Origin of the sequence: Pantoea sp. EKM101V, from assembly GCF_011800325.1 — a bacterium.
In the GTDB taxonomy this organism is placed as follows: Bacteria; Pseudomonadota; Gammaproteobacteria; order Enterobacterales; family Enterobacteriaceae; genus Pantoea; species Pantoea anthophila.
This window is the reverse complement of the sequence record NZ_JAALFP010000012.1, coordinates 1-15,846: the sequence shown is the minus strand read 5'-3', so window position 1 is coordinate 15,846 and position 15,846 is coordinate 1. Positions and strand designations below refer to the sequence as shown.

The 15,846-nt window shown below is 54.4% G+C and carries 11 protein-coding genes and 4 pseudogenes; 7 read left to right on the top strand and 8 right to left on the bottom strand.

Going from position 1 to position 15,846, the window contains the following annotated elements; all coding sequences use genetic code 11:
- Positions 1-12: 12 nt before the first annotated feature.
- Positions 13-837 (bottom strand): formate dehydrogenase accessory sulfurtransferase FdhD, encoded by an 825-nt coding sequence (gene fdhD / locus HFD92_RS17285; protein ID WP_167429381.1) that lies wholly within the window; start codon positions 835-837, stop codon positions 13-15.
- 394 nt (positions 838-1,231) lie between these two features.
- Here fdhD and fdnG point away from each other — a divergent pair, with 394 nt between their 5' ends.
- The 5 genes from fdnG to HFD92_RS17260 are packed head-to-tail and all read left to right on the top strand — an operon-like array spanning position 1,232 to position 7,388.
- Positions 1,232-4,282, top strand: coding sequence for a formate dehydrogenase-N subunit alpha (fdnG, locus tag HFD92_RS17280; protein ID WP_167429380.1), 3,051 nt, complete (start codon positions 1,232-1,234; stop codon positions 4,280-4,282).
- 12 nt (positions 4,283-4,294) lie between these two features.
- Positions 4,295-5,191 (top strand): formate dehydrogenase subunit beta, encoded by an 897-nt coding sequence (gene fdxH, locus HFD92_RS17275; protein WP_167429379.1) that lies wholly within the window; start codon positions 4,295-4,297, stop codon positions 5,189-5,191.
- Positions 5,191-5,832 carry a formate dehydrogenase cytochrome b556 subunit gene (fdoI, locus tag HFD92_RS17270; RefSeq protein ID WP_111209058.1) on the top strand — a complete coding sequence of 214 codons (642 nt, stop codon included), beginning with the start codon at positions 5,191-5,193 and terminating at the stop codon, positions 5,830-5,832. The genes fdxH and fdoI overlap by 1 nt, the downstream gene beginning before the upstream one ends.
- A complete protein-coding gene (fdhE, locus tag HFD92_RS17265) occupies positions 5,832-6,755 on the top strand; it encodes a formate dehydrogenase accessory protein FdhE (RefSeq protein ID WP_167429378.1) in 924 nt (307 codons plus the stop codon). Before fdoI ends, fdhE begins: the two co-directional genes overlap by 1 nt.
- Positions 6,756-6,776: 21 nt before the next feature.
- A complete protein-coding gene (locus tag HFD92_RS17260; RefSeq protein WP_058957167.1) occupies positions 6,777-7,388 on the top strand; it encodes a glutathione S-transferase in 612 nt (203 codons plus the stop codon).
- 68 nt (positions 7,389-7,456) lie between these two features.
- On the opposite strand, the gene HFD92_RS17255 is transcribed toward HFD92_RS17260, so the two are convergent.
- From HFD92_RS17255 to HFD92_RS17235, 5 genes and pseudogenes are all read right to left on the bottom strand, one after another.
- Complete coding sequence (locus HFD92_RS17255; protein WP_167429377.1) at positions 7,457-8,719, bottom strand: glycosyltransferase family 9 protein; 1,263 nt, start codon at positions 8,717-8,719, stop codon at positions 7,457-7,459.
- Between the two features lie 645 nt (positions 8,720-9,364).
- Positions 9,365-9,619 (bottom strand): hypothetical protein, encoded by a 255-nt coding sequence (locus HFD92_RS17250; RefSeq protein WP_111209056.1) that lies wholly within the window; start codon positions 9,617-9,619, stop codon positions 9,365-9,367.
- Positions 9,616-10,512 (bottom strand): annotated as a pseudogene (locus HFD92_RS17245) (VENN motif pre-toxin domain-containing protein); the annotation flags it as partial. The pseudogene HFD92_RS17245 and the gene HFD92_RS17250, both read right to left, overlap by 4 nt.
- A 185-nt stretch (positions 10,513-10,697) precedes the next feature.
- The gene (locus tag HFD92_RS17240; protein ID WP_111209054.1) at positions 10,698-10,940 is read right to left on the bottom strand and encodes a hypothetical protein; all 243 of its coding nucleotides are present in this window, start codon (positions 10,938-10,940) and stop codon (positions 10,698-10,700) included.
- Positions 10,937-12,295, bottom strand: a pseudogene (locus HFD92_RS17235) (VENN motif pre-toxin domain-containing protein); the annotation flags it as partial. The pseudogene HFD92_RS17235 and the gene HFD92_RS17240, both read right to left, overlap by 4 nt.
- Positions 12,296-12,429: 134 nt before the next feature.
- On the opposite strand from HFD92_RS17235, the pseudogene HFD92_RS21920 reads away from it, so the two are divergent.
- Together HFD92_RS21920 and HFD92_RS21815 are read left to right on the top strand one after the other, a co-directional pair.
- Positions 12,430-12,507: pseudogene (locus HFD92_RS21920) on the top strand (hypothetical protein); the annotation flags it as partial.
- Positions 12,508-12,560: 53 nt separating this feature from the next.
- A pseudogene (locus HFD92_RS21815) lies at positions 12,561-12,716 on the top strand (SymE family type I addiction module toxin); the annotation flags it as partial.
- A 43-nt stretch (positions 12,717-12,759) separates the two neighbouring features.
- Here HFD92_RS21815 and HFD92_RS17225 read toward each other — a convergent pair.
- Together HFD92_RS17225 and HFD92_RS17215 are read right to left on the bottom strand one after the other, a co-directional pair.
- Entirely contained in the window at positions 12,760-13,224 is a 465-nt protein-coding gene (locus HFD92_RS17225; RefSeq protein ID WP_111209052.1) for an SMI1/KNR4 family protein, read from the bottom strand.
- Positions 13,225-13,230: 6 nt separating this feature from the next.
- Positions 13,231-15,846: hemagglutinin repeat-containing protein (locus tag HFD92_RS17215; RefSeq protein WP_185185211.1), on the bottom strand; the 2,616-nt coding region annotated here is incomplete at its 5' end.

The window sequence follows — 15,846 nt, the reverse complement described above, 5'->3', positions numbered from 1 at the left end:
ACGGCAGGTAATTTAACGCAGCCGCTGCGGGTGGCTGTAGATCGTGGCCCGGCCCGGCTTGCTGAAGCCGACCAGCGTCAGGTTGCAGCGCTCAGCCACCTCAACCGCCAGACGGGTCGCGGCAGAGACGGCGAACAGGATCTCGACGCCGCACATGGCGGACTTCTGCACCATCTCATAGCTGGCGCGGCTGGAGACCAGCAGCGCCCCCGGCCCCCACGCGGCCTGGCTGCGATAGCCCAGCAGCTTATCGAGTGCCACATGGCGACCCACATCTTCACAGCCGCCGGCCAGCTGACCATCGGGCTGGATCCACGCCGCCGCATGGGTGCAGCCGGTTTTCTGTCCGACAGGCTGAAACTCTTTCAGCTGTCCCAGCGCCCGATCGAGCTGATCCAGCGCAAAGGTCTGGGTAAAGGGTAACGGCGACAGCGGCTTGCCGATCTGATCCAGCTGTTCAACGCCACACACGCCACAGCCGGTCCGGCCCGCCAGCGCACGACGCTGCGCTTTCAGCGCCATAAAGCGGCGGCTGGAAAGCTCAATCTGGACTTCAATACCGTGACAGCCCGGCACGATGTCCATGCCGAAAATATCGCCCGGCGCGTCGATAATGCCCTCTGACAGCGAAAAACCCAGCGCGAACGCCTCCAGGTCTTTGGGGGTGGTCATCATCACCACATGAGAGATGCCGTTATAGACCAGCGCCACCGGCACCTCATCCGCCAGCCAGTCAGGCTGAGCCGTCATCAGATCGGCACGCTGCCAGACCTGCGCTGTGCTGACGCCGGCCTGAATTGTTAAATCTTCGCCTGAGTCAGGCTGGATAGCTTTCAAAAAATAGGACCTGTTGTTAAAAAATAATTGCCGGTGCGGCTGCACGGCGAGGGGCTGACATCGTCTGATTTTGCCTGCAGGCCCGGCACAGCGCAAATAAACAGCGGGGCAATTCATGCGGTTTGAGGTGTGCCAGGGGCGCAGCCACGGCCGCGGGTGTGCAAAATGAGAAGGGGCACGGCTCCGGCATTAACATCCGGGAGCAAATCACCCCAGCCATCCGCGGCTGACGCTGAAAATGGACTTGCAATGCCGCTCCGCCGCCGCAGGTTTTTAACAAAATTTAGAAAAAGAATTACTAATCGCTAACCTGTTGACCCCGGTCAACTTACAGGCAATCAGGGCTGTTATTTTGCAGGGCTTCGCAATGGAGCCGGAAAAGAAGAACGATAACATGCAAATTAACAGACGGAGTTTTTTTAAGATCTGTGCGGGCGGACTGGCGGGAACCAGCGCGGCGTTGCTCGGTTTTGCCCCCACCGCAGCCTTAGCCAGTGTCCGGGAGTTCAAACTCATTCGCGCCAGAGAGACACGGAATAACTGCACCTACTGTTCCGTCGGCTGCGGCATGCTGATCTACAGCCTGGGGGATGGCGCTAAAAATGCCAGCGCCTCGATTTACCATATTGAAGGTGACCCGGACCATCCGGTCAGTCGCGGATCGCTCTGCCCCAAAGGCGCGGGCGTGATCGACTTTATTCACAGCGAGCAGCGGCTGAAGTACCCGGAATACCGTGCACCGGGCTCTGACACATGGCAGCGCATCAGCTGGGAGGAGGCATTTGATCGTATTGCCCGCCTGATGAAGCAGGATCGCGATGCCCACTTCCAGACCACAAACGCCGCAGGGGTCACGGTAAACCGCTGGCCAACCACCTCCATGTTCTGCTCCTCCGCCGCCAGTAATGAGACCGGCCTGCTCGACCAGAAGTTTGCCCGTTCGCTGGGGATTCTGGCGCTGGAGAACCAGGCGCGTCTCTGTCACGGCCCGACCGTGGCGGCACTTGCCCCCAGCTTTGGTCGCGGAGCCATGACCAACAACTGGAACGACATCAAAAATGCCAATGTGGTGATGATCATGGGCGGCAACCCGGCCGAGGCGCATCCGGTCGGCTTTAAATGGGTCATTGAAGCGAAAACCCGGAACAAGGCGCAGGTCATTGTGGTCGATCCGCGCTTTAACCGCTCTGCCGCCGTTGCCGATTTTTACGCGCCCGTGCGGGCGGGCAGCGACGTCGTGTTCCTGATGGGGGTGATTAACTATCTGCTGCAGCACAACCTGATCCAGCAGGAGTATGTTCGCGCCTTCACCAACGCGGCCCTGATCGTCAGTGACGGCTTCAGCTTCAGCGACGGTCTGTTCAGCGGCTACGATGCCGACACCCGTCAGTACGATCGCCAGAGCTGGCACTATGAGCTGGATGAAAACGGCCATGCACGACGGGATGAGAGCTTCACTCATCCCCGCTGCGTGCTGAACCTGCTGAAAACCCATGCCAGCCGCTATACGCCGGAGATGGTGACGCGCCTGTGCGGCACATCGCAGGACGCCTTTATCGCGGTGTGCGAACAGCTCGCGTCGACCTGCGTGCCGAATCGCACCGCCACCATCCTCTATGCGCTGGGCTGGACCCACCACACTAACGGCTCGCAGATTATCCGCACGGCGGCAATGATCCAGCTGCTGCTGGGCAATATCGGTATGCCGGGTGGCGGCATCAATGCGCTGCGTGGTCACTCCAATGTACAGGGGTTTACCGATCTCGGCCTGTTGTCACAGAGTCTGCCGGGCTATCTGCCGCTGCCCTCCGAGAAGATGACCACACTGGCCAGCTGGCTGGAGAAGGCCACGCCGGTTGCGCCTCTGCCGGGGCAGGTCAACTACTGGCAGAACACCGATAAATTTTTTGTCAGCCTGATGAAGAGTTTTTACGGCGATAAGGCCACGGCGGAAAACCAGTGGGGCTACGACTGGCTGCCGAAATGGGACAAGAGTTACGACTGCATGGCGCAGGCGGAGATGATGGAGCAGGGCGCGCTGAATGGCTGTCTGATTCAGGGCTTTAACCTGCTGGCCGCCTTCGCGGACAAAAATAAGGCGGTGCGGGCCCTTTCCCGGCTGAAGTTTATGGTGGTGATCGATCCGCTCAGCACGGAAACCGCCAGCTTCTGGCAACATCACGACGCGTTCAACGACGTCGACCCGGCGCAAATCCAGACCGAAGTGTTCCGCCTGCCCTCCTCCTGCTTCGCGGAAGAGTCGGGCTCGGTCGCAAACTCGTCACGCTGGCTGCAGTGGCACTGGGCTGCCGCCGAGCCGCCCGGAGAAGCGCTGCACGACGGAAAAATTCTCGGCAATCTGTTTATGCGGCTGCGCGAACTTTATCGTCTCGAAGGCGGAGCAAACCCTGAGCCGCTGATGGCCATGCGCTGGGACTACCGCGATCCGTTCAATCCTGAGCCGGAAGAGGTGGCGCAGGAGAGCAACGGCCAGGCGCTGGCCGATATTTATGACGCCAGTGGCAAACTGATGCTGAAAAAAGGGCAGCAGCTCAACAGCTTTTCAGAGCTGCGTAACGATGGCACCACCGCCAGCGCCTGCTGGATCTACAGCGGCAGCTGGACGCCGGACGGTAACCAGATGGCGCGGCGCGACAATGCCGATCCCTCCGGGCTGGGCGCGGTCTCCGGCTGGGCCTGGTCATGGCCGGCCAACCGCCGCATTCTCTACAACCGCGCCTCTGCGGATGCGCAGGGTAAAGCCTGGGACCCGCAGCGCCGCCTGATTGAGTGGGACGGCGCACGCTGGCACGGCATCGATGTGCCGGACTATCCGGTCACGCTGCCACCTCAGCAGCAGGCCGGGCCGTTTATCATGCAGCCCGACGGCATGGGTCACCTGTTTGCGCTGGATAAAATGGCGGATGGCCCGTTCCCGGAACACTATGAGCCGATGGAGAGTCCCCTCGCCGACAACCCCCTGCATCCGCAGCAGCGTCACAGCCCGGTCGTTCGTCTGTTCAGCAGTGACGTCGCACAACTGGGCGAGGTCGCTGACTATCCCTGCGTCGCCACCACCTACTCCATCACTGAGCTGTTCCGCCACTGGACCAAGCACGCCCTGCTGAACGCCATTGCGCAGCCGGAGCAGTTTGTCGAAATCGGCACCGAACTGGCGGAGGAGAAAGGCATTCAGGCCGGTGACAGCGTCAGAGTCTCGTCACGCCGGGGTTATATCGAGGCCAAAGCGGTGGTCACCCGCCGTCTCCCGCGCCTGATGATTGATGGCAGGCCGGTGGATACCGTGGGTATTCCCTGTCACTGGGGCTTTGAGGGCACCACGCGTAAGGGCTTCCTCGCCAATACGCTGACGCCTTCCGTTGGCGACGCCAACTCGCAGACCCCGGAGTACAAGGGATTTTTAGTGAAAGTCGAAAAAGCGTAACGGTGGATGACCATGGCTTATCAATCACAAGATATTATCCGTCGCTCTGCGACCAGTGGCTTTACCCCGCCGCCGCAGGCGCGCGATCATCAGCGCGAAGTGGCGAAGCTTATTGACGTCACCACCTGTATTGGCTGCAAAGGCTGCCAGGTTGCCTGCTCCGAATGGAACGACATCCGCGATGAGGTCGGTCATAACATCGGGGTCTATGACAATCCCACCGATCTGAGCGCCAAATCCTGGACGGTGATGCGCTTTTCAGAAGTGGAAGAGAACGGCAGGCTCGCCTGGCTGATCCGCAAAGATGGCTGCATGCACTGCGCCGATCCCGGCTGCCTGAAGGCCTGTCCGTCAGCAGGCGCCATCATCCAGTACGCTAACGGCATCGTCGATTTTCAGTCAGAGCAGTGCATCGGGTGCGGCTACTGCATCGCGGGCTGTCCCTTCAACGTGCCCCGCATCAATAAAGAGGATAACCGCGCCTATAAATGCACCCTGTGCGTGGACCGCGTCAGCGTCGGCCAGGAACCCGCCTGTGTGAAGACCTGTCCGACCGGTGCCATTCATTTCGGCAGCAAAAGCGACATGCTGACGCTGGCGGAGGAGCGCGTAGCAGAGCTGAAGTCGCGCGGCTTTGCACAGGCGGGTCTTTACAACCCGGAAGGCGTAGGCGGCACCCACGTGATGTATGTGCTGCATCATGCTGACAAGCCCCAGCGCTATCACGGCCTGCCGGCGAATCCGGGCATCAGCCCCACCGTGACCTTCTGGAAGGGGATCTGGAAACCGCTGGCGGCGGTGGGTTTTGCCGCCACGTTCGCCGCCTCCATTTTCCACTATGTCGGCGTCGGTCCGAATCGCGTCACCGACGCGCACGATAACGACGATCAGCCTGAGGAGCGTAAATAATGAACAAGCCCGATCGTCTGGTGCGCTACCGCGCACCGGAACGCATTAATCACTGGATCGTCGCAATCTGCTTTGTCATCACGGCCTTAAGCGGTCTGGGTTTTTTCTTTCCCTCCTTCAACTGGCTGATGCAGATATTCGGCACGCCACAACTGGCGCGTATTCTGCATCCTTTCACCGGTGTGGTGATGTTTGCCGCTTTTATGCTGATGTTTTTGCGCTACTGGAAAGAGAACCTGATCAATCGTGATGACCTCTGCTGGGCCAGAAATATTCACCGGATTGCACGCAATGAAGAGGTGGGTGATACCGGTAAATATAACTTTGGTCAGAAGTGTGTGTTCTGGGCTGCTATCATCAGCTTAGTCCTGCTGCTTGCCAGCGGCATTGTGATCTGGCGACCTTACTTTGCTGATGCCTTCGCCATTCCGCTGATTCGTCTGGCACTGGTGGTGCATTCGGTGTCAGCAGTGGTACTGATCATCGTCATCATGGTGCATGTTTATGCTGCACTGTGGGTCAAAGGCACACTGACCGCGATGGTTGAGGGCTGGGTCAGCGCCGACTGGGCCAGACATCACCATCCCCGCTGGTTTCGTGAGCAGCGTAAACTGCCAGAAAAACAGGATAAACGCCCCTGATGAGTATTCGCATAATCCCGCAAGATCAGCTGGAGAAAGGCGAAAAGAACACGGCGGAGAGGATTCCGCCGTTACTTTTTCCACGGCTGAAAAATTTATACAGCCGTCGTGCTGCGCGACTGCGCGACCTGGCGGCGAAAAATCCACTCGGCGACTATCTGCGCTTTGCGGCAACGATCGCCGAAGCGCAGGAGATTGTGCTGTATGACCACCCGCTGCATATCGATCTGCATGCCCGACTGGCGCAGAGCGCCAGCGAGGGTAAGCCGCCGCTGAACATCCACACCCTGCCGCGCGATCCGCACTGGCAGCGGCTGCTGCACTCGCTGATTGCCGAACTGAAGCCGGAGATGAGCGGTCAGGCGCTGGCGGTGCTGGAGAATCTGGAAAAAGCCTCCGCCACCGAGCTGGAGACGCTGGCCAGTGCGCTGTTTACCGTCGATTATGCGCAGGTCAGCAGCGACAGAGCGCCCTTTATCTGGGCGGCGCTCTCGCTCTACTGGGCGCAGATGGCGGCCCTGATCCCGGGCAAAGCGCGGGCGGAGATGGGCGATCAGCGGCAGTTCTGTCCGGTGTGCGCCAGTATGCCGGTCGCCAGCGTGGTCCATATGGGCAGTGATGAAGGCGCGCGTTACCTGCACTGTAATCTGTGCGAAAGTGAATGGCATGTGGTACGCAGTAAGTGTACCCAGTGCGAGCAATCCCGCGATCTGCACTACTGGTCGCTCAACAGCGAGCTGGCGGCAGTGAAGGCAGAGAGCTGCGGCGACTGTGGCACCTACCTGAAGATGCTCTATCAGGAGAAAGATCCGGCCATCGAACCGGTGGCCGACGATCTGGCGTCGCTGATACTGGATGCCCGGATGGAGCAGGAAGGTTTTGCTCGCAGCAGTCTCAACCCCTTTATGTTTCCTGGCGAATAGGCGATGAATCCGGAGAACCCGATGAAACTGATTGGCAGCTATACCAGCCCGTTTGTGCGTAAGATTTCGATTATCATGCTGGAAAAAGGCATTACGTTTGAATTTGTCAACGCCTCGCCCTACAGCGATGACAGCCACGTACCGCACTACAATCCGCTGGGCAAAGTCCCGGCGCTGGTCGCTGACGATAAGCAAATCTGGTTCGACTCCAGCATCATCGCGGAATTTCTGGAACTGCGCGGGGCAGAGCCTGCCCTGCTGCCTGCTGATCCGCTTGCGTCGCTTAACATCCGTCAGCTGGAGAAGCTGGCGGATGGCATCTGCGATGCCGCGCTGGTGATCGTGCGCGAGCAGCTGCGGCCGGGGGATTTGCAGTCAGAGGAGGTGCTGGTGCGCAATCGGGAAAAGATTCAGCGCAGCCTCGACATGCTGGAAGCGAAAGCCGCAGAGGGAAAATGGCTCAACAACGGTCAGCTCAATCTGGCGGATATCGCCACCGGCTGCATGATTGGCTATCTCAATTTCCGCCGCGTGGTGCCTAACTGGTGTGTTGAGCGTCCGGCACTGGTGAAGCTGGCGGAAACGCTGTTTCAGCGTGAGAGCTTTGCAATGACAACGCCGCCTGCGGCGTGAGGGTGCTGTAGCCAGACCTATTAAGAGTGGCAATGGTGTCTGGCACAGTAGAACATTTTATCTGCTGGTCAGCAGCAGAGCTGATCAGAGGAGGCGATAGAGCGCTCCGGAACATGATAACCGTACTTACTAACAGGTTCTTTCAACTCGGTCACCGATACTGGGTTCTGGATTTTCATCTCATGCCTGTCCAGTAAATTTCTGCGGACAATCTCGTTGAAAATACGCTCAGGAATATTATCAGCATCAGAAGTTTTATCATCATGAACAATAAGGTGGCTTGCGTTTTCATACCCTGGTGCCCACATATTATTATTAGGTAAGTTTTTATAAACGGCGATGAGTGTTTTTTTCCACGCAGCAGAGATATGTACTATCGAAGTATCAGGTGTTATGACCACATCCGATTCTTTGATCAATGCCATCACATGATGCAATGTACAAAAGGGATTTTTTATAACACCATCAGGGAGCGGCACTAATAATTCGTTACGATGATCAAGAACGATTAACTTTATTTCTTTACCTTTATTATTAACCAGATGAATAAGATCCAGCAATTGCTGTTGTGAGAAGCTTCTTTCTGGGGTACCTGCATAGGCATTAATAATAATCTTTTTCTTATTTTTCCATGGTTTTAGAAAGTCTTTTACCTCATTAAGCACGCCATCAGGAAAATATAAACTATAATCGACGCTGCCTGTAGCTTTAACGCCAATCATTATGCAGAACAAAGACAATAATTCTGTAACATGCTGTTTTTCATTTTTAAAAGGTACTGAAACGGTGTAATGTCCCATATCAGATTTTTTATTTAACCCAATAACGAACCTCGCATTGATATCATTAAACAGTTTCATCCGATGCACCGGCGTTTCGGATAAACAAGGATCAATAATTAGATCATATTCATTTCTATTTAGCATCTTTATCGTTGCCCTTGAAACGTTATGATTCAAAGACTTCAGGTAATGGTTATAACTGCAATTTCTCGCCTTATAAACATGTCTGATAAAAGGGTTATATTTTATTACGTCGTAACAGGCTTCATTTACCAGCACATCAACTGCATAGCCAGCCTGATGAAGCAACCTGATGAGTGGAGTCGAAACGATGATATCACCCACTTTGCCTTCATTTCGAACAAGCAATATGGTTTTCACAGAGTCTGGGTTAAAGGTGACTTTTGTCCGTTTATCCCACAGAAGCTTTGCAATTGCGATTCTTACTTTGAGCTTCACCTCTTTGAGATAGTAATTTTTTCTTCGGTTCCACTCCCGTATTTTTTTGAATGGTCCCTTTAATACGGTGATCCTCACATCCTTATTCATTTCACCCTTCCTGCTTCCTGAGTACATCATTTTCATGATACCCAAACATCATAAATGAGCAGCTATTTTTTATATAAACTTTCCATTAAGCTTGTAATTCTAAAACACCCGAAAACACTTAGACCATATAATAACCCTTATTTATTTCGTAGAATCATCATTCATCTAACATCGCTGGTTAGGATTTTGATACAGATACCTGTCAACGTTTAATCAAATACACTTTAGTGCATCATACGTTACGATATGGCAATTCAGGTTACCATATATAAGCATTTCACTTACAAATTGCCCATGCTGAACTGTAATTAATTATTTAATTAAAGAGGATTAGTTAAAAAATTGAGAAGCCATGACCTTTATTAACTGCATGCTTATTTCGTTCATAGCAGTGGGATAAACGCTTTTGGAGATAGTATTAACCATCGGAAAAAATCCGTTTTTCAGAGATGCCTCGCAATCTTTTCCGAAGCTTTCGGCGAGTTTACAAAGCAGACGATGTATATTTGAACAGTAGAAAACTGCAAAGGAAGAGTATAACGATGTGATCGCCGGGCTGGGATAGTTGATCATCCGGCTGGCTGAGGCATGCTCGACAGATAAAAAAATCCCGGCGCTGTGTGGTCGGGATCTTCTCAGTGGAAGTTAAAAGCCTTTCACTTTAAATAGGCGGAACAACACTATTCCAGCGCCTAATATAGCCCCTCCGACACCACCGATTTTCACTCCTCGTAAAACTTCATTCCATGTCAATCCAAACTCGTCTGTTAAAACCCACAAGATTGTGACAAAAAAGAGTTTTACTAATAATCCAGCGATAATTACGGAGATTAAGCAGATAAAGAATATGCAAAAACTTAGAATAAGCTCTCTTTTTAAAACATCATGCTGGAGATTCATTTGCTGACCTTATCAATAATCTTCTGAGCCTCAGAACTGCCATATTCGGAACTTAAGGAGCCGGTAACGTTTCCTGGCGCTCCGGGAATCTGACTCGGCAACATTTCCTTTGAGATCCCCAGCTGTCCCTTAATCTCAGTGTATCTCAGTAGTTCAGGATTAAACTTGGGATCCCAGCCTCCGGTAATCAATTTACCGGCAGTATTTGTAATCGGCTTCACAATATAATTGCCAACCCCATATCCAGCTCCCGCACCAAATCCATTTGTAATAGCACCAGTTAGTGGATCATCGCCATTTATCTGATTGGTTAAAGCGCCTCCGGCGGCATTCCAGATAACTGTCCCGGTCAGGCCATTTCCGATGGTAAGAACATTTGCCCAGCCAGCTATCACAGAATTAACCGGATTAATCACACCATTATCAATATACTGCATCCCGGCATTAGCACCTGCTCCCAGCGCCCACATAGCTTGGGCAGAAGTGGTTAAAGATGCCACTCCGCCCATAGCCAGTGCAGCCGCATAGGCTTTATTTTCCGCCAGGCCGCGCTTACAAGCTTCACCGGAAGGATTATCACTACAGGCGAGAACATCAGCACCATGCTCCCTGGCTTTTTCTGCCTGTGCCTCTTCGTTACCACCAAACAGATTGTTGTTGACCGCGTTCTGTCCCGCCTGCGCACCCGCCACCGCATCCGCCGTGCTGTTCCCAACTACGCCGCCTGCCAGACCCGCTGCCAGCGTCCCAAGGGCGCTGATTTGCTGTTTCTCCGTCTCGCTCAGGTCACCGACCGCTTTGCCCGGATACAGCAGGTTGATCACCAGCTTCGCCATCAGCTCACTGCTGACCGCTCCGGCTGCACCCGCCAGCGCTGAGTTGCCGGATGCGTATATGCAATTTCAGTCGGTTATCAGCACTTATTACAGCATACTTGTTCTGAATATCTCCGCATTCACGGCCGGCTTTACGACAGGCAGTCATTTCTCTGTCAAAAGCATGAGCCTCGTCGTAGCTAAGGTAGTTATTCTCAACAACAATCCCAACTCTGTGGATGAAATTTTATCCTATCTTCACTCTAAAATCCTTTTAGTTTAAATAGCCTGGCAATAACAAAAACAACACCAGTGAAAGTACCAATCACAAAACCAATTTTAATGATTTTAAGTATATCGGCTTTTGTCAAATCGAAAGATCCTGTTAGCATCCAAACTAAAATGTCTATAGACAAGGCTATACACAGGAAACTAACCACAATCCCCAGCATACAACCGATAAATAGAATCAGCAGATTTAATATTTTCTCATTGAAGATTTTCATTTCAATTTATTCTCAATGATTGGTTCGAGTTTTTTCCCTCCATACTCGGAAGAGAAAGACGCTCCAATGTCGCCAAAACTGCCAGGAATGTTACTGGGTGTTACTTCTTTTGATATGCCAAAATCGCCTTTAATCTCAGTATACTTTTGCAAAGTCGGATTAAACTTCGGATCCCAACCACCTTTCCACCAGTTTGTCCCGGCATTCACTCCCCATGAGAGCCCTTTACCAATGCCATAGCCGATACCAGAACCAGCACCATTGATGAGCGCACCAGACAGTGGGTCTTTGTCATCAATCCAATTACCCAGCGCACCACCTGCGGCATTCCAGCCGACTGTACTCGCAAGGCCATTGCCCATACTGATAACGTTCACCCAGCCTGCAATAGCCGCATTAGCTGGATCAATTGCTCCATCCGCCCAGTAGCTAATCCCCGCATTAGCGCCAGCACCAAGCCCCCACATAGTCTGAGCACCACCAGGCAGGAGAGCAACACTGCCTGTAGCCAGCGCTAACTCTACCGCATCATGTTCATTTTTTGCTTTCTGACATGCGCTTCCGGCAGGATTATCAGAACAGCTCGCCATATCGACACCATGCTGACGTATCCACGCAGCCTGTGACTCTTCACTGCCACCCAGCAGGTTATTCTCAACCGCGTTCTTACCCGCCTGCGCACCCGCCACCGCATCCGCCGTGCTGTTCCCAACTACGCCGCCTGCCAGACCCGCTGCCAGCGTCCCAAGGGCGCTGATTTGCTGTTTCTCCGTCTCGCTCAGTTCGCTGACCGTTTTCCCCGGATACAGCTGCTTCATAACAAGCTGCGCCATCAGTTCGCCGCTGACCCCGCCCGCTGCACCCGCTAGTGCGCTGTTGCCGGATGCATATGAGGTTACCGCACCCAGTACCGCGTGTGCCATCGCCTGTGCTTCAGGGTTGCCTTCCGTCAGCTTGTGTATCTGTTCCGCAAGATACGGTGCTGACGCGCCGCTTACCGCCTGCGCAAGGTTTCCGCCCGACAGCCCCTGCACCGCCGCCGTTGCCGCGCTGATGCCCTGCTGAAGGGACGAACCCGTCCCGAACGGCTTCATCGCCGTGTCGTAAGCCTGCTTCGCTATCTCATCTGACGTCGGGTTCAGCTTCCCTTTTCCTGCCAGCTCTTCCCTGGCAGCCGCCAGTGCTGCCGGGTCCTGCTGCGCCTTCAGGCCCGCTATCTGGCCCTGCGTCCGCGCGATATCCCCCGCCTGCGCCCCGATTTCGCCAATGAGTTGCGCCGCCTTCAGCCGGTTCTGCTCCTTCTCCTTGTCGAAAATAACGTCCAGACCCGGATTTGCTTTTGCCGCGTCCTGCGCCTGTTTTCCTTCGAAGAGCATTTATCTGCTGCTGCGCCTGCTCGCGCTCTGCTGGGTCTTTGCTGTTGAGTTTCTGCTTCGCTATCTCCAGTCCCGTCTTCTCACTAACGTGCAGCCAGTTATTCTCAACGAAGGTGGGATCTACCAGCATCCGACACGCAGACCGTAATGATACGCCCACCTATTACAGCCGCTGTCCAACCCTTAACCTTAAAGGGCAATGGCTGGAAGAGGCGGGGTTTGCGACCGGGCAGCCAGTTAAGGTGTCGGATACCGGCCTAACAGGGGCCAGCCGAACCCGCTGCCACAGCTCACTATCAAGGGGCGATGGCTGGAAGCACTGGGCTTTACGACCGGGCAGAAGACCGAGGTGATCACCGGGCCGGGACAGCTGATCATCCGACTGGCGAATGAGGGATAACTGATTGATAACATTAAAATCCCATCCGGTTGGCTGGGATTCATTAATTAAGTGAAGTAACAATTTGATCGTAAAAAAAATCTCCAAAATCATCATAATATGGTTTAAAAGCAGCTTTTAGGTCTTTTATTCCCGGAGTCCATAGCAGAACTTTATTTTTTCCACCTTTGCTACAGTCCAACACAACATAATCACCATCGCCTGTCGCATTTATAATCACATAATTTTCAGATAGATTTGATTCTTGTCGTTCTTTTATAGTTAACCATATAGCATCAGGTATACCAGAGTTAATAAAATCTGCTTTGATTATTCCATAAAATTCCTGCCCAGCTATATCACCACAGCCCAGATTTTGCAGGAAAAATCTATAGCTATCCGGGAACTCAACACCAAGAGTCTTTTCTGCAAGAGCAATCAAGCTTTCTTCTTTAATTCCCTCAAAATCAGCATCATCTTGGTGCTGATTTATTATAGAGATAGCTTTCCTGACGTTATCGATGCTCATATTGACCTACTTTTTAAAATCATTTGATCTTTGTTTCCAGTAATCAGAACGCCATTTATTAAATTCATTGCGATCAATACCTGAAGGTATACTATTATCATTAATATGAATAATGCTATGATTATCCTTATGAAAACTCTGAGTAACTTCTGCTATCGGGCCATCCTGCTTTTGCAACATATGATGAAGGTTTACTGATTGACCATTTGCATCTAAAGGAGCCAATCCTTTTTCCATTCTTTGAATATTTGATCTTCCTCTGGAGTCAACCGCATTAGGATCAAACAAGTCGTTCCTTTGATAAACCTTATTCCCGTTAATATTAACCGGCTCAGCGCTCCAGTATTTACGATCCTGACCAAAATAATTTACTGAAGTAACATTATCGCTGGCCTTATTAATCAGCTTCGACGCTTCAGCAACATCCCCTTTCTTCAGCGCCGCTTCCGCTGCCTTAATCACTTTACCGGCCGCATCACCTGCGCCAGGGATAATCCCTGCCGCAGCCGCCAGATAATCCAGCGCCGACTGCGCCTCCGCAAAGCTTTTGATATCACCCACAACAGGCACGAAGTCAGTGCCCAGCGAAGCCATATCTTTCAGTGCTTCACGCCGTTCAGTGTACATCTTCACCGAGCAGGTTTCGGCGCTCATGCCGCCGCAGTTGGCCTCTTTATAGCGCTCGTTTTCGGCCTCAACGTACTCACCAGCCTTCTGTTCCGGCGTTTTACCTTCAGACTGCGCCTGCGCAATATCACTTAGTGCGTTATTTTCCAGCGCATTCTTACCCGCCTGTGCGCCCGCCACAACACCCGCCGAACTGTCTCCCACTACGCCGCCTGCCAGGCCCGCCGCCAGCGTACCCAGCGCACTTATCGTCTGCCGCTGCTCTTCGCTCAGGTCTTTACGTTTAACGCCTGGATACAGCTGCTGCGCGATGTACTCGCCCATCGCCGCGCCCGATGCGCCTGCCAGCGCCAAGTTGCCGGATGCATACGAGCTTACCGCACCCAGTACCGCGTGCGCCATCAGGTTCGCTTCGGTATTGACGTTACCCTTCGCGTCCGTCGTCAGCTCATGTATCTTTTCGGCCAGGTAAGGTGCCGACGCGCCGCTTATCGCCTGCGCCACGTTCCCGCCCGACAGCCCCTGCACCGCCGCCGTCACCGCGCTGATGGCACGCTGCACCTTACCGCCGGTCCCGAACCCGCTGTCAACGAACGCCTGATTGTAAAAGTTGCTGTAAACCTGTGTGTTAACGTCACTTTCGCTGTACTGCTTCGTCGGATCCTTCGCTTTCAGCTCCGCCAGCGCCCTGTCGCGGTCGGCCTGCGAGACACCGGATATCTTCTCATTGGCGGCACGGGTCGCGATGATTTCGCCCTGCGTCCGCGCGATATCTCCCGCCTGCGCCCCAATTTCGCCTATCAGCTGCGCCGCCTTCAGCCGGTTCTGCTCCTTCTCCTTGTCAAAGATGACGTCCAGACCCGGATTCGCGTTTTCGACGTCGCGGCTGAGGTCCGCCACGTCCTGCACCTGCTTTTCCTTATCACGGATAACGAGTGTGCCTTCGCTTACCGCCGACTTCGTCACCGAGTCGGCGCTGCCGCTGTCGTTCAGTCCCGCCAGCATCCCGTTCGCCATGTTACCGGCAAAGTTCCCGCCGATGCCGCCGCCGGTGCTCATGCCTGCGCTCTGATGCTGCACCTCATATTCCGCATGGTTCTCTGTGTCGCTGAACCCCAGCGTTCCGGTGTCGAGCCTGTTCAGGCTGGCATCTGCCGTACTCGCGATAACCGCACCGTTCAGCTGCGTGTGCTCACCCACGGTCACGTCAAAGCCGCCCTGACCCGCATAAATCCCGGTCTGCTCCGCCACGCTCTGCCAGTTGCTGTGCATCTTGTCCCGGCTCACGTTCACGTTCGCCGACCCGGTCATTGAGCCGAAGGTGAAGCTGCCGCCCGCGCTGGCGCTCTGTTGCTTCGCGTCGTAGCGGTCGCTGTCCTGCTCCGAGGTCAGCGTCAGGTTGCGGCCCGCGTCCACCTTCACGCTGTTGCCGTTTGCCTGCGCGCCCGTGAGCGTCGTGTCGCGCCCGCTGGTCAGGCTGAGCCGGTTGCCCGCGTCCAGCGTGGTTTCGCTGTGCGTCAGCCCGCTGCCCTTTTCGCTGCCCTTCGCCGCGTTCACGCCCGCCGATACCGTGATGCCGTAGCCGCCTGACCCCACGCCGATTCCGACCCCGACGCTGCCGCCTTTGCTGCTGTTCTTACTGTCGGTGCTCCGGGTGTTCTGCGCCGACTGCAGCAGGATGTCACGCGACGCCTCCAGGCTCATATCGCCGCCCGCCTTCAGCTGGCTGCCGGTGATGCTGATGTCGCCGCTCTGGGCCGTGCCATTTTTGCCGGTTGCCGTGACGGTCAGGTTCCGGCCCGCCGTCAGCGTGCTGCCCTGCGACTGGCGGCTTTCAGTACGGGTTTCGCTTTTCGACGACTGGCTGCCGTACGAAGCGCTGACGCCGATGGTGTTGGTCCCGCCCGCTCCGCCGTTCTGCAGGCTGTCCCGCTCAGTTGCCTGCGCCGCCTGCACCCCGTTCAGCGCCGCCTGCGTGTTCTGCAGCGCGCTGAT